Here is a 12,322-nt window from a genome sequence, read left to right on the forward strand (position 1 = left end):
TGGGAAAATGTTGCGGCACCAGTCTAGCGGGGCAGGCTGAATGACGGACTGAATGATCGAGCGATACGCCTTATCATGAGGTCTTTCTCGGCTGGCCGTCGTGACGGGTATGTCACCGGACAACTTTCTCTTTTTCGGAGTTCCCATGAGCCTTATCCAAGTCCCGGTTTCTTACGGCGAGCTGATTGACAAGATCACCATCCTGGAAATCAAGTCCAAGCAGATCACCGACGCCACGAAGCTGGCTAACGTGCGTACCGAGCTGGATCTGCTCAACACGACCTGGGCCAGCCACCCGGCATCGACCACGGATATTTCCGCCGAACGTGCCCGCCTGCTCGCCGTCAATGAGTCGCTGTGGGATATCGAAGACCGCATCCGCCTGAAAGAAAAGGCACAGGCCTTCGACGCTGAGTTCATCGAGCTGGCTCGCTCGGTGTATTTCCAGAACGACGAGCGCGCTGCGGTGAAGCGCGAGATCAACGTCAAGCTGGGCTCGCAGCTGGTCGAAGAGAAGTCGTACCAGGACTATCGCGCCAAGTAACCCGCCGGACACTGTAGGGAGCGCGCAAGCGCTCCCTACATTTTGAGGTTCAGGCCAGGCCGAGGTGGGCGGCGCACGCCTCGAACCGGTCGACCGCGTCGTCAACCGTGATCAGGTCCATCACGCCGGGCTTCTCGATCTTGGCGCCCCACGGAATCTCGCTGGAAGACTTGCCGAGGAAGGCAAGCGAAGCCTCATCGTACTTGTCCACGCACCAGCGCCGGTCGGAATAGGGGCCGGAACGGTTTGGATTGCTGGCGGCATGCAGGCCCAGCACCTTGCAGCCCACCGCGTTTGCCATATGCATCGGCCCGGAATCCGGCGTCAGCAGCATCGGCGCACGCACCAGCATGGCCATCATCTTCTTCAGCGTGTCCTTGCCCGTGAGGTCGACGGGGGCGTGGCGGCATGCGGCGAGGACGGCATCGGCCATGCCGCGTTCGAGCGAGGATGGGCCACCCACCAGCACCACACGCCAGCCGCGCGTAGTGGCATGGTCCATGACCGCGGCGTAGCGCTCAGGGCGCCAGTTGCGCAGCGAGTGGCTGGAGGTCGGGCTCACCAGCAGGGTGGGTTGTTCGCCTGGTAGCTGCTCAGCGGCCCAGGTATGGGCCTCCTCGGGAATCGGAATATCCCAACGCACCTGTGTCTGCTTGAGGCCCAACGGTTCGCAGAAGCTGCCCATGGCATCCAGCACGTGTTCGCCGGTGCGGGCGGGGATACGCTCATTGATCACCACGCCATGCCCATCCTTGGCCCGCGCCTTGTCGTAGCCGATGCGCTGGCGGGCTTTGACGAACAGGCTGAGCAGGTTGGAGCGCAGGGCGACCTGCATTTGCAGCAAGGCATCGAAGCGCTGGCCGTTCAGTGCATCGCCGACCGCGCGCATGCCGGCAAAACCGGCGCCCTTATCGAACGTGACGAAATTGACGCCGGGGATGTCGCCGACCAGTCGGCGCTCCAGCTTGCCTACGATCCAGGTGAGTTCAACCTGGGGCCACGCTGCCTGCAGGGTTCGCACCAGTGGCACGACGTGGGTTACGTCGCCGATGGCGGACGTGCGCAGGAGGCAGATGGAGGAGGGTGTGGGCATGAAGGGTGCTGGTCGATGTGGCGGCGTGGATTCGGGACGGCCCTCGGCTAGAATCACGGCACTTGGGCCTCAGGGCGGGTGTCTGACGTACAGATGGCGATGCAGGAACGAATTCGCGAAGGCGCCACAGGGGCGATTCTGTTCGACGCCACGGTGTCACCACAAGTCGAGGATGACTGGTTCGAGCCGGAGGCGTGGCGCGAACGGGGTGCGTTACGCCAGCAATCCGGCGGTCGTGGTGGTGTCGCCATCATCGACACGTCGGCCGGCGAATGCGTGCTGCGTCATTACCGGCGCGGCGGGATGGTGGCGAAGCTGATGGGCGATCGCTACCTCTGGAACGGTGCCGATCACACCCGCAGCTTCATGGAGTTCCGCCTGCTTGCGCGCATCGCTGCGCTCGGGTTGCCAAGCGCGCCGCCCGTCGCCTGCCGCTATCGCCGGCATGGATTGCTCTACTCGGCCGACCTCATTACCCGTCGCATCACCCATGCCCAAACGTTGGCCGAGTGCCTGGCGTCGGGACGGCTGGACGGCGAAATGGCAGAGCTGGTGGGGGCGTTGGTCGCGCGGTTCCATCGCGCAGGCATCTGGCATGCCGATCTCAACGCCCATAATGTGCTGGTGACCGACGACGAGCTTTACTTGATCGATTTCGACCGCGGTCGCCAACGCGAACCCGCCGACAGCTGGCAACAGGCCAACCTGCAGCGCTTGCGCCGTTCGCTGGTGAAGCTGGGCGCGGCCTCACAGGGTGAGGCGGTGTTCGAGGAGCAGCTGTGGAAACCCTTGGTTTATCGCTATGAGCGTACCCTGAGAGCATGAACTGGTCCCTGCATTTCCTGGGTGTCGGCGCGGCGCATGCCGTGGAACTGGGCTCCTCGGCCGTTGTACTGGAGCGGGACGGCAAGCCGCTACTGCTGATTGATTGCGGCCCCGATACGCTGGACCGCTACATCGCCGCCTACGGTGAGCCCCCGCACGCGCTATACATCACGCACACCCACATGGATCACATCGGGGGGGATGGAGCGGTTGTTCTTCCGGCTGTGGTTCGACGACGCATGGCGCGGGCGCACCAAAGTGTTCGTGCATGCCGGGTTGATGCCGTGGCTGCAGGCACGCGTGGCGGATTACCCCAATGTTCTGGCCGAGGGTGGCGTCAATTTTCGGGAAGCCTTCCGCTTGGTGCCTTGCACGCGGGGATTCTGGCTGGATGGCTTGTGGTTCGACGTGTTCGGTACGCGGCACCATATGGCCGGCACGTCCTACGGCGTGGCCTTGGCGGGCAGTTTTGCCTATACCGGCGACACACGTCCGATTCCCGAGGTGCTTGCGCGAGTGGCGGCTGGTGCCGAATTCATCGCCCATGATTGCGGGTTGGTGGGAAATCCCTCGCACACCGGCATCGACGATATCGAGCGTGAGTATCCGGAATCGTGGCGGTCCCGCTTGCGCCTGTATCACTACGGCAGCGAAGCCGACGGGCAGGCATTGGCGTCGCGCGGCTATGCCGTTGCTCGTCCGGGCGAGCGCTTGACGCTCCCGGAACCGGCGCTGCCTCGCCCCGATGCCGGTTGACGTCTTTCACCACGGATTCCGAACACCATGTCCACGCCTTATCTCCAGAAACTGTTGCGTTACCGGGACTGGGCCGACCAGCTGACCTACGCGGCCGTCGCCGCGCTGCCCGAGGGTGCATCGACCGCTCCGCGTGCCACGGTCTTCGGCAACATGCTGCGTACGCTCAGCCACAGCTGGGTCGTCGACGACATTTTTCAGGCGCACCTGCAAGGGCGAGCCCACGGCCACACCAGTCGCAACACGCCCGAGCCGCTGCCGCTCGATGAATTGTGGGCGAGACAGCAGGCCATGAATGCGTGGTACCAGGACTATGCCTCGACGCTCACGCCAGCACAGGCCGCCGAGGTGGTCGCGTTCCAGTTCATCGGTGGCGGGGAAGGGCGGATGACTCGCGAGGAGATGATCCTGCACGTGGTCAACCACGCCACTTACCACCGGGGTTTCGTGGCGGACATGTTCTACCAGGTGCCGGCCAAGCCGCCGGCAACGGACCTCCCCGTGTTCCTGCGGGACGTGCCGCAGGAGTGAGCCGGGCCGCCCCGCGCTATCTTGTGTGAACGGGCCCATCCCGCTATCCTTTCGCCTCTTTGCCGGGACGTGAGTCCCTGGCGAGCGGTTTCACCATTGCGGAGAGGTGTCCGAGTGGTTGAAGGAGCACGCCTGGAAAGTGTGTATACGGCTTATCCCCGTATCGCGGGTTCGAATCCCGCCCTCTCCGCCAGTGAGTGAAACCGGGCGCCGGCCTTGAGCCGACGCAAAATGCACGTCTCTATGGTGGCCCTGTCGGTCCCCCCGCGACGATAGTTCGTAAATTCCGCCAGGCCCGGAAGGGAGCAACGGTAGCGAATGATTCGGGTGCCGGGGTGTGGCTGGCAGGGCCGCCGCCTTTTCAGGGGTCCGATCGGCAACTGCTGCAGGCGTTACTGACTTGCCACGGTCGACTTGGCACAATCGGTACTTGCCCCAAGGTATACCGGAATGTCCTATCAGGTACTCGCGCGCAAATGGCGCCCTCGCAAGTTCGCTGAACTCGTCGGGCAGGAGCACGTCGTGCGCGCGCTCACCAATGCGCTCGACACGGGCCGCATGCACCACGCCTACCTATTCACCGGTACGCGCGGCGTAGGCAAGACCACGATTGCGCGCATCTTCGCCAAGTCGCTGAACTGCGAGCGAGGCGAATCGGCCGATCCCTGCGGTGAATGCGCCGTCTGCACCGCGGTGGACGCGGGTCGTTTCGTTGACCTGCTTGAGATCGACGCCGCCAGCAACACCGGCGTGGACGATGTGCGCGAGGTGATCGAAAACGCGCAGTACGCGCCCGCCCGAGGTCGCTTCAAGGTGTACCTGGTCGACGAGGTGCACATGCTCTCCAAGCCGGCCTTCAATGCGTTGCTGAAGACGCTGGAAGAGCCGCCGCCGCACGTGAAGTTCCTGCTCGCTACCACCGATCCGCAAAAGCTGCCGGTGACGGTGCTGTCGCGCTGCCTGAAGTTCAACCTGAAGCGCCTGCTGCCGGAGCAGATATCCGGGCAGATGCGGCACATCCTTGGTGCGGAAAATATCCCCTACGAAGACGCTGCCATCGCCGAGCTGGCGCGTGGTGCGGATGGTTCGCTGCGTGACGGCTTATCGCTACTGGACCAGGCCATCGCCTACGGTGGTGGCTCGCTACGCGTGGATGACGTGCGCGCCATGCTGGGCAGCGTCGCTCGCGGGCAGGTGTTGGGCCTCCTGCAGGCGCTGACGGAGGGTAGCGGCGAAGCACTCATGGCGGAGTGCACGCGCATTGCATCCTTCTCGCCTGATTTCGGCGGCGTACTGGACGACCTGGGCAGCGTGCTCCATCGCATTCAGCTGACCCAGCTCGTGCCGGGCTATCGGCCGGAGCAGGACGACAGTGACGGCGAGACATTGGTAGCGCTCGCCGGGCAACTGGTGCCGGAAGACGTGCAGCTGTACTACCAGATCGCTACTACGGGCCGCCGCGATCTAGCACTCGCGCCGGATGCTCGCACCGGCTTTGAAATGGCCATGTTGCGCATGCTCGCGTTTCGCCCCGCCGAAGGCGGTGGTTCGCAGGTGGAGCGTCCGGCGGCCAGCACCGCGCCACGCGCGCCGGCGCAGGCGCCACGCGCTTCGGCACCGGTGGCCAACGAGCGCATGCATATGGCCAGCGTGGCGGAACCATCACCCGTGCGCGCGGCTCCCGCACCGGCAGCGCCGCCGGCTGCCGCGCCCGCTCCGCGTGCGCCGATTGCGACGGACGCGCGCGGTCTGCCGCATTGGGACAGCCTGATCGAGCAGGCCAACCTGAGAGGCCCGCTGGGCCAGCTCGCCCAGAATGCCGCGCTGCGCGATCGCGAAGGGCAGACGTTGGTACTGGTCCTGCAGCCCATGCACATGCATCTGGCGGTCGAGCCCATGACCAGCCAGATGGAAGAACGCATCAGTCAGGCACTGGGTGAGCGCGTGAAGCTGCGTTTTGTCGAAGAGCGCGGCGCGGTGGGTGAAACCCCGGCAGCACGTGCCGCCAATGCGCGCGAAGCTGCGCAGTCGGCGGCCGAGCAGGCCATCGAGGAAGATCCACTGGTGCAATCGCTCAAGCGCGAATTCGGGGCGCGTGTCGTGCCTCAGTCGATCAAACCGTTTGAAAACTGATAGATAGCGGAGTTATGCCATGAGAGGACAGATCGGTCAGCTGATGCAGCAGGCCCAGCGCATGCAGGAAGAAATGAAGCGTGCGCAGGAAGAGATCGCCAAGCTGGAAGTCACCGGCAGCGCCGGCGGCGGCCTCGTCACCGTTGTCATGACGGGGGCACACGAAGTGCGCCGCGTGCAGATCGATCGCAAGCTCTTCGCCGATGACCCGGAGATGGCAGAGGATCTGGTCGCCGCCGCGGTGAACGACGCGGTCAACAAAGTGGCTGACGTCAGCAAGAACAAGCTTGGCGGCGTGACCTCCGGCATGAATCTTCCGCCCGGCTTCAAGATGCCGTTCTGAAGCGCTTCCGCAGGAGCGCGCTTTGTGGGCGGTCTCCCATGGAGCGGAGATGCCATCGCGGTACAGAGGCGAAAGCCGCTAACGAAAGTAACGATGCATCTCCCCGGTCGCGCGCAGGGTGCGCTCCTAAAGTGATATTCGATTCATGAGCAAGCTCCTTACCGATCTCATCGAAGCATTGCGTTGCCTGCCCGGCGTGGGTGGCAAGAGCGCGCAGCGCATGGCCTTCCATCTGCTCGAACGCGACCGCGAGCGCGGGCAGCGCTTGGCGCTGGTGCTGGAGCAGGCTATGCGTGAGATCGGCAATTGCTCGCGTTGCCGCAATTTCAGTGAAGCGCCGGTATGCGCGTTGTGCTCTGGCAGCAGCCGCGACCGCCACCTGTTGTGCGTGGTGGAGTCGCCGACGGATCTGGCGGCCATCGAGCAGGCCACCGGATATCGCGGCCAGTATTTCGTCTTATTGGGGCGGCTGTCGCCGCTGGATGGATTGGGGCCCGAAGAACTCGGTCTCGATCAGTTGGTCGAGCGGCTGGACGAAGGCGAGATCGAGGAAATGATCATCGCCACCAATCCCACCGTGGAAGGCGAAGCGACGGCACACTATCTCGCGCAACTCGCGCGTGCGGCCAGCGTACGCCCAACGCGATTGGCGCATGGCGTGCCCCTGGGGGGCGAGCTGGAATACGTCGATCGCGGCACGTTGGCGCACGCTTTCGGTAGTCGGCAGTCCGTGGACTGACGTGATGGAACCGATTCTCACCTTCGAGATTCCCGGCAACGAGGAATACCGCAGCCTACGCGCGGCGGCGGGCCTGAGTGTGATGTCGGAGCAAGGCGCAGCGATGGGCCTTCCTGCAAGTTGGAGCGCCGTTTGCGTACGCCTTGGCGATGCGTTGATCGGCATGGGACGCGTGGTGGGTGATGGCGGCCTGTTCCTGTTCGTGGTGGATATCGCGGTGGCGCCGACGTGGCAAGGCAAGGGGCTTGGTCGGCGCATCATGCAAGCCTTGATGGACGACGTGCATGCGCGTGCGCCTGCACGCACCATGATCGCGCTCATCGCCGATGGCACGGCTCACGCGCTCTATGCAAAGTTCGGGTTCAAACTCGTGGCGCCGGGCGCACACGGTATGCTGCTGCGTCTGACATAACGGCTAAGGAATCAGTCATGGGCGACACCATCTTCGGCAAGATCATCCGACGGGAAATCCCCGCCGACATCGTTTACGAAGACGATGACGTGCTGGCTTTCCGTGACCTCAATCCGCAAGCGCCGGTGCACGTGCTGTTCGTTCCGAAGAAGCCCATCGCCACGCTCGACGGTGCGACCGCCGCCGATGCGGAGTTGCTCGGCAGGTTGCAGCTTGCGGCGGCTGCCTATGCGCGACGCGAGGGTCTGGCGGATCAGGGCTATCGCACGGTGATCAATTGCAACGAACACGGCGGGCAAACGGTATTTCACCTGCACCTGCACCTGTTGGCCGGTCGTCAGATGCATTGGCCGCCCGGCTGAGCATCGAACGACACGAACGCGATAAAAAACGCCGGCTTTCGCCGGCGTTTTCTTTATACCTAGTTAGCGGCGCGAGGGCGGCGGGCGGACGATCACTCGGGTGGGGTAATAACCACCCCAGGCACCCCAGCCACCCCACGGGCCCCACGGTCCCCAGCCTGGACCCCAATACGGGCCCCAGTATGGGTCGTACCAACCGGGTCCGTAATTCACGGCGACGCGCTTGGGCCACAGATACACGACGTTGGCTTCCACGCGCGGATAGGCGTAGTTGTAATCGCCGATCTTCTCCGACACGTTGCCCTGGATGACACCAACAACCGTGATGTCGCGACCACGGGTGAATACTTCCGGGTCGTAGAAGCCAGCGCGGCAGGCGACGAAGCGGCCCTGCGTTTCGCTGTCGCTGCTCCCTTCTTTGGGACGGGCCTGGTCATCCAGCGGACGCTGGAGCACGTAGAAGCAGGTTTCCTGCGGGCCCGGCTCAGTCTTGATGATCTGGCCGCCCCAGCGGATTTGGGCGCCGCTTGCTCCGTTGCTTTCTTGCTGTGCGGAAACGGACGTGACCTGGGTGTACGTGCCCTGCAGCGGTTGCGGCACCGTTGCGCAGGCCGCCAGCGTGGCCACTGCGGTCGCGAGAATCAACGGCTTGTACATGGACATGACGCTTTTCTCCATCGTTTTGGTGGATGTGATGCATCCACGGTTCACTGTCATTTGAACACGCGACGCGGCCGAAAGTCCCGCGTGGCCAGTCGAAAGTTTTTTAGCAGGTCAGCGGGCGGTTCATCGTGTGCATAGCGCAGTTCTAGATATGTCCTCATCAATTGCTCGAGCTCGGCGCGCTGGTTGGGGAGGGCCCGCGCGGCGCGGCTGAGGTAATGCTGCGGTCCTTCGCTGCGTCGGCGGGCTACGCCTGCCGCAGCCAGCCGCTTCTCCAGCAACTGCATCGCCGCGCGCGCCTGATCCGTGTCGGGGCGCTTCCACAGCGCCCACCACAGGCCAAGCATCGCAAGCAGCGAGCCACCGATAGCGAGCACTAACCCCAACATGCCCACGCTGGGGTCGCGCACTCCGAACGGCGTCAGCAGCCCGTGTTGCCGAAGCGAGTTGAAACCGATAACGCCTTGGTTCCACCACTGGTTGACGATATCCCACCGATTGCGCCATCCCAGCCACCAATGATTGGGCGACCAGTCAGCTGTCGCGGCATTGGCTGCCGCGGAGCCTTGACTGATGCGCGTGGGGCGCACGGCAGCGGTGGGATCCAGCCGGACCCAGCCGCGCTGGGGTAGCCAGACTTCGCTCCATGCATGGGCGTCGGCCTGGCGTACGAGCAGATAGTTGCCTATGGTGTTCCAGTACCCGCCCTGGTAGCCGGTCACCACTCGCGCTGGAATGCCTGCGGCACGCATGAGCACGGTGAAAGACGATGCATAGTGCTCGCAAAACCCTTCATGCGTGCCGAACAGGAAGTCATCGACGGCGTTAGTGCCTAACGGGGCTGGGGCCAGCGTGTAGCTGAAGCCGCCGTCGTGGAACAGGCCCATGGCGGCCTGGATGATGGCCGTGTCGTTGCTGCCGTACTGCGCTCGCCAGCGTGCGCCGAGCGCGTGGGCGCGCGGATCGAACCCTGCCGGCAATTGCAGGGCGTTGCTTCGATCGAGATCGCTTAGCTGCGTTTGCAGGTGATAGCCGGGGGCCGAGCCGAGCCGATAGGTGATGGGGTCATTCACCGGCTGATCGGAGCGCAGTTCCCGGTCCGGTCCGAGCTTTGCGTTGGCTGTCGCCTCGACAGGGATGTCCAGCGCAGGCAATACACGCTGACCCGTCGCTTCGAGACTAATCGTGTAGTGGATGACCGGGCCGTGTTGCTCGGCGGCGGCTGTACCTGTGCGTGGCAAAGAGCGCCAGGTGCGGCCGTCGTAGTTTCCCAACACGTAGGCGCGGAAGTAACGCTGCTCGTTGGGCGGCGGCGTGCCTTCGAAAGTCACGCGCATGGCTGGGCTGTCATCCAGCAACACCTCCCCTAAATTGCCAGGTGACATATCTGGACTCAGGCCTGGTCGTGACTGCGCGGCATTGGGGGCGCCCCACAGCGGGGAGCTCAGGCGCGGCAAGAAGAGGAATGCGACCAGCGCTAGCGGCAAGGACGCGCCCAGAAGGCCCAGCGCGGGCAGCAAATCGCGTGGCAGCGTGGTGGATTTGAGGTGAGCAGGCTCAAGTGCACGCAGCGTAGCGATGGCAGGCAAGAGGCCGAGCGCTACCAGCAAAGTCGCCACCAGACTCTGGTCGAACAACAGAGCAGACATCAGGGCGAAGCAAGCGAATGCGGTACCGACGCGGGCGTCTCTTGCTGTTTCCGTTTCCAGCAGCTTCAGCACCATGAGGCCAGCGACCAGCGCGGCCCCGGGTTCACGCCCGAACAAAGTGTCGTAGTGAAACACCACGGCGCCCACCAGTAGCGCGACCAGTGGAAGCTTGAGATAGGACGGCGCGTGACCCACCCGCTGGTGACGTTGCCGCCAACGCAGCCATAGCGTGGCCGCCAGGGGCAGCGTCAGCCACCAGGGAATGTGCGGCGCATGCACGCCGAGCACCACGGCGATGGTGATGCAGAGCAGGTCGAAAGGGCGCTGCTCAAGCGACGGCTGGGGTTTGCGCCGAAACAACGGCCAGCGAATCACGGTAGGCGCGCCAGCGCATTCATGCAATGCGCATAGTGACTACGGCCGTGGCCGAGGCTGATGTCTTCGCTGGGCAGCCACAGGCTGGTTGGGCGACCAACCGCCTCGGCTTCGCCTAGCCAGCGCGCCAGCCGTTCGATGCGCATCTCGGGAACCAACTGCGAGAGTTGCCGCCAGTCGAGCAGCCATTCCTCTTGGGCTTCGGGTTGTTCGAAGTCCTTCACAAGCAGGCTCTCGTGGCGTGCGCTGTGTTTCCAGGCGATGTGACGCTGGGGGTCGCCTACGCGGTACGCGCGCAAGGCAGCGATGTCCTCGCCATGGTGCAGCCGTTGCTGCTTGCCGCCCTGGGCGGGCATGGCAGGGGGTGGTCCGCCCGTCTCGGGGTGCGGCCACACCAGGACGGATTGGTCTGGGTGGATCCAGCTCCACGCATGGAAAAGGCCCAGCGGCCAGTTGCTCCAGAGCTTGATGCGCGGCAATGGCTGCCAGCCACGATGTTCGGTAGGCAGGTTCATCGAGACGACAACCTCACCCTGCGCGGCCACGGCAAAGGCTTCGATTTGACCATCCATTTCGACATGGATGGACGCGTGTGCGTGATCTCCGCCAACGAAGACCAGTTGCAGCACCATGGGCTCGCCGGCAATCGCGTGTCCGTGCCGCACGTTGGTCAAGCGCAATCCGTTGAGGCTGCGGAACGCGACCAACATGCTCGCTGATGCGGCGGCGCCGAGCATGCAGGTCAGCATCAAGGCGGCATTGTTGGAGTAATTGAGCGCACCCGTCAGCATGACCATCAGCAGCACGGTGAATGCGCCGCCGAAGGCCGTGGGTACGATGTAGATGCGGCGCTGGTGCAACAGGATCGGAAGACTTTCCGGGCGCCGGTAGCGTGTGAGCGCCGGCAGGCGCCGTTCCGCCCAGTGCCGGAAGCGGCGAAGCGCTTCTTGCATCAATCCACCGCGACGTCGGCGAGCAGACTGCGGGCGAGACTGTCGCCGCTCGCGCCGCGCGTGGTGACCAGACGATGCGCGGCCAGGGGGACAAAGAGTGCCTGGATGTCTTCCGGCAATACGTGTTGGCGGCCGCTCAGCAGCGCCCAAGCACGCGCGGCGCTGAGCAAGGCCAGGCCTGCGCGCGGTGACAAGCCCACGCGCACGTCCGCGTGGCGACGGCTTGCCGCCAGCAGGGCCTGCAGGTAGTCGAGCAGCGCGGAACTGGCGGTGACGGACTGCGCTTTGCGCGATAGTTCCGCCAGTCCGGCTGCATCCAGTTGCGGCGTGAGTTGGGCAAGCAGGTCGCGTCGATCACTGCCCGTGAGTAGCGCACGTTCGGCGGCAGCATCGGGGTAGTCGAGCGAGACGCGCAGCATGAAACGATCGAGCTGCGAATCGGGCAGGGGGAACGTGCCAGCGAGATCCAGCGGATTCTGCGTGGCGACGACAAAGAACGGTTGCGACAGCATGTGCGTCTGACCGTCCACCGTCACCTGACCCTCCGCCATGGACTCGAGCAGGGCGCTCTGTGTTTTGGGCGTGGCGCGGTTGATCTCGTCGGCGAGCAGCAGGCCAGTGAAGATCGGGCCGGGATGAAAGCGGAACTGCCCCGTCTCGCGCTCGTAGACGCTGACGCCGATAATGTCCGAGGGCAGCAGGTCGCTGGTGAATTGCACGCGCTGGAAATCCAGTGCGAAGCTGGCGGCCAAGGCGTGTGCCAGTGTGGTCTTGCCAACGCCTGGTACGTCCTCCAGCAGAAGGTGACCACCTGCCAGTAGGCAGGCAAAGGCCAATTTGACCTGGCGTGGTTTGCCCAACAACACGCGATTGACCTGGGCCATGGCGGCTTCCAGGCGCGTGCGTAGCGATTCATCGTGCAGCGGAGTGATGGCGGACATGGG

13 protein-coding genes, 1 tRNA gene, 1 other RNA gene and 1 pseudogene are annotated in these 12,322 nt (G+C 64.2%); 11 read left to right on the plus strand and 5 right to left on the minus strand.

Annotated elements, in window-relative coordinates; translation table 11 throughout:
• Positions 1–145 precede the first annotated feature (145 nt).
• A complete protein-coding gene (locus tag DYST_RS23655) occupies positions 146–544 on the plus strand; it encodes a DUF6165 family protein (RefSeq protein ID WP_239948974.1) in 399 nt (132 codons plus the stop codon).
• A 49-nt stretch (positions 545–593) separates the two neighbouring features.
• Here the strand turns inward: DYST_RS23655 and DYST_RS23660 are convergent, their stop codons facing one another.
• Positions 594–1,637, minus strand: coding sequence for a glycosyltransferase family 9 protein (locus DYST_RS23660; RefSeq protein WP_239948981.1), 1,044 nt, complete (start codon positions 1,635–1,637; stop codon positions 594–596).
• 93 nt (positions 1,638–1,730) lie between these two features.
• On the opposite strand from DYST_RS23660, the gene DYST_RS23665 reads away from it, so the two are divergent.
• The 10 genes and pseudogenes from DYST_RS23665 to DYST_RS23710 all read left to right on the plus strand — a co-directional run bounded on the left by DYST_RS23665 (position 1,731) and on the right by DYST_RS23710 (position 7,738).
• The gene (locus DYST_RS23665) at positions 1,731–2,462 is read left to right on the plus strand and encodes a 3-deoxy-D-manno-octulosonic acid kinase (protein ID WP_239952192.1); all 732 of its coding nucleotides are present in this window, start codon (positions 1,731–1,733) and stop codon (positions 2,460–2,462) included.
• Positions 2,459–3,218, plus strand: a pseudogene (locus tag DYST_RS23670) (MBL fold metallo-hydrolase). The gene DYST_RS23665 and the pseudogene DYST_RS23670 overlap by 4 nt, the downstream one beginning before the upstream one ends.
• Before the next feature lie 27 nt (positions 3,219–3,245).
• Entirely contained in the window at positions 3,246–3,749 is a 504-nt protein-coding gene (locus DYST_RS23675; RefSeq protein ID WP_239948983.1) for a DinB family protein, read from the plus strand.
• 100 nt (positions 3,750–3,849) lie between these two features.
• Positions 3,850–3,942, plus strand: a tRNA-Ser gene (locus DYST_RS23680).
• Between the two features lie 60 nt (positions 3,943–4,002).
• Positions 4,003–4,099, plus strand: an RNA gene (gene ffs, locus DYST_RS23685) — signal recognition particle sRNA small type.
• 100 nt (positions 4,100–4,199) lie between these two features.
• Positions 4,200–5,882: a DNA polymerase III subunit gamma/tau gene (gene dnaX, locus DYST_RS23690; protein WP_239948985.1), complete on the plus strand. Its 1,683-nt coding sequence runs from the start codon at positions 4,200–4,202 to the stop codon at positions 5,880–5,882.
• A gap of 19 nt (positions 5,883–5,901) precedes the next feature.
• The gene (locus DYST_RS23695; protein ID WP_239948987.1) at positions 5,902–6,225 is read left to right on the plus strand and encodes a YbaB/EbfC family nucleoid-associated protein; all 324 of its coding nucleotides are present in this window, start codon (positions 5,902–5,904) and stop codon (positions 6,223–6,225) included.
• 145 nt (positions 6,226–6,370) lie between these two features.
• Entirely contained in the window at positions 6,371–6,964 is a 594-nt protein-coding gene (recR, locus tag DYST_RS23700; RefSeq protein WP_239948996.1) for a recombination mediator RecR, read from the plus strand.
• 4 nt (positions 6,965–6,968) lie between these two features.
• A complete protein-coding gene (locus DYST_RS23705) occupies positions 6,969–7,376 on the plus strand; it encodes a GNAT family N-acetyltransferase (RefSeq protein ID WP_239948997.1) in 408 nt (135 codons plus the stop codon).
• 17 nt (positions 7,377–7,393) lie between these two features.
• Complete coding sequence (locus tag DYST_RS23710; protein WP_239948999.1) at positions 7,394–7,738, plus strand: histidine triad nucleotide-binding protein; 345 nt, start codon at positions 7,394–7,396, stop codon at positions 7,736–7,738.
• A gap of 63 nt (positions 7,739–7,801) precedes the next feature.
• On the opposite strand, the gene DYST_RS23715 is transcribed toward DYST_RS23710, so the two are convergent.
• From DYST_RS23715 to DYST_RS23730, 4 genes are read right to left on the minus strand one after another with little or no spacing between them, the layout of a single operon-like run.
• Positions 7,802–8,401, minus strand: coding sequence for a Slp family lipoprotein (locus DYST_RS23715; protein WP_102304204.1), 600 nt, complete (start codon positions 8,399–8,401; stop codon positions 7,802–7,804).
• Positions 8,402–8,451: 50 nt separating this feature from the next.
• The gene (locus DYST_RS23720; RefSeq protein WP_343214845.1) at positions 8,452–10,425 is read right to left on the minus strand and encodes a transglutaminase TgpA family protein; all 1,974 of its coding nucleotides are present in this window, start codon (positions 10,423–10,425) and stop codon (positions 8,452–8,454) included.
• A complete protein-coding gene (locus tag DYST_RS23725) occupies positions 10,422–11,378 on the minus strand; it encodes a DUF58 domain-containing protein (RefSeq protein ID WP_239949001.1) in 957 nt (318 codons plus the stop codon). Before DYST_RS23725 ends, DYST_RS23720 begins: the two co-directional genes overlap by 4 nt.
• Positions 11,378–12,319, minus strand: a complete 942-nt coding sequence (locus tag DYST_RS23730; RefSeq protein ID WP_239949003.1) for an AAA family ATPase — start codon at positions 12,317–12,319, stop codon at positions 11,378–11,380. Before DYST_RS23730 ends, DYST_RS23725 begins: the two co-directional genes overlap by 1 nt.
• Positions 12,320–12,322: the final 3 nt, after the last annotated feature.

Origin of the sequence: Dyella terrae (genome assembly GCF_022394535.1) — a bacterium.
In the GTDB taxonomy this organism is placed as follows: domain Bacteria; phylum Pseudomonadota; class Gammaproteobacteria; order Xanthomonadales; family Rhodanobacteraceae; genus Dyella.

What these genes read in the sequence shown, in the direction of transcription:
- DYST_RS23655 (WP_239948974.1), top strand. Translation starts at nt 146, where the DNA reads ATGAGCCTTATCCAAGTCCCGGTTTCTTACGGCGAGCTGATTGACAAG.
- DYST_RS23660 (WP_239948981.1), bottom strand. Translation starts at nt 1,637, where the DNA reads ATGCCCACACCCTCCTCCATCTGCCTCCTGCGCACGTCCGCCATCGGC.
- DYST_RS23665 (WP_239952192.1), top strand. Translation starts at nt 1,731, where the DNA reads ATGGCGATGCAGGAACGAATTCGCGAAGGCGCCACAGGGGCGATTCTG.
- DYST_RS23675 (WP_239948983.1), top strand. Translation starts at nt 3,246, where the DNA reads ATGTCCACGCCTTATCTCCAGAAACTGTTGCGTTACCGGGACTGGGCC.
- dnaX (WP_239948985.1), top strand. Translation starts at nt 4,200, where the DNA reads ATGTCCTATCAGGTACTCGCGCGCAAATGGCGCCCTCGCAAGTTCGCT.
- DYST_RS23695 (WP_239948987.1), top strand. Translation starts at nt 5,902, where the DNA reads ATGAGAGGACAGATCGGTCAGCTGATGCAGCAGGCCCAGCGCATGCAG.
- recR (WP_239948996.1), top strand. Translation starts at nt 6,371, where the DNA reads ATGAGCAAGCTCCTTACCGATCTCATCGAAGCATTGCGTTGCCTGCCC.
- DYST_RS23705 (WP_239948997.1), top strand. Translation starts at nt 6,969, where the DNA reads ATGGAACCGATTCTCACCTTCGAGATTCCCGGCAACGAGGAATACCGC.
- DYST_RS23710 (WP_239948999.1), top strand. Translation starts at nt 7,394, where the DNA reads ATGGGCGACACCATCTTCGGCAAGATCATCCGACGGGAAATCCCCGCC.
- DYST_RS23715 (WP_102304204.1), bottom strand. Translation starts at nt 8,401, where the DNA reads ATGTCCATGTACAAGCCGTTGATTCTCGCGACCGCAGTGGCCACGCTG.
- DYST_RS23725 (WP_239949001.1), bottom strand. Translation starts at nt 11,378, where the DNA reads ATGCAAGAAGCGCTTCGCCGCTTCCGGCACTGGGCGGAACGGCGCCTG.
- DYST_RS23730 (WP_239949003.1), bottom strand. Translation starts at nt 12,319, where the DNA reads ATGTCCGCCATCACTCCGCTGCACGATGAATCGCTACGCACGCGCCTG.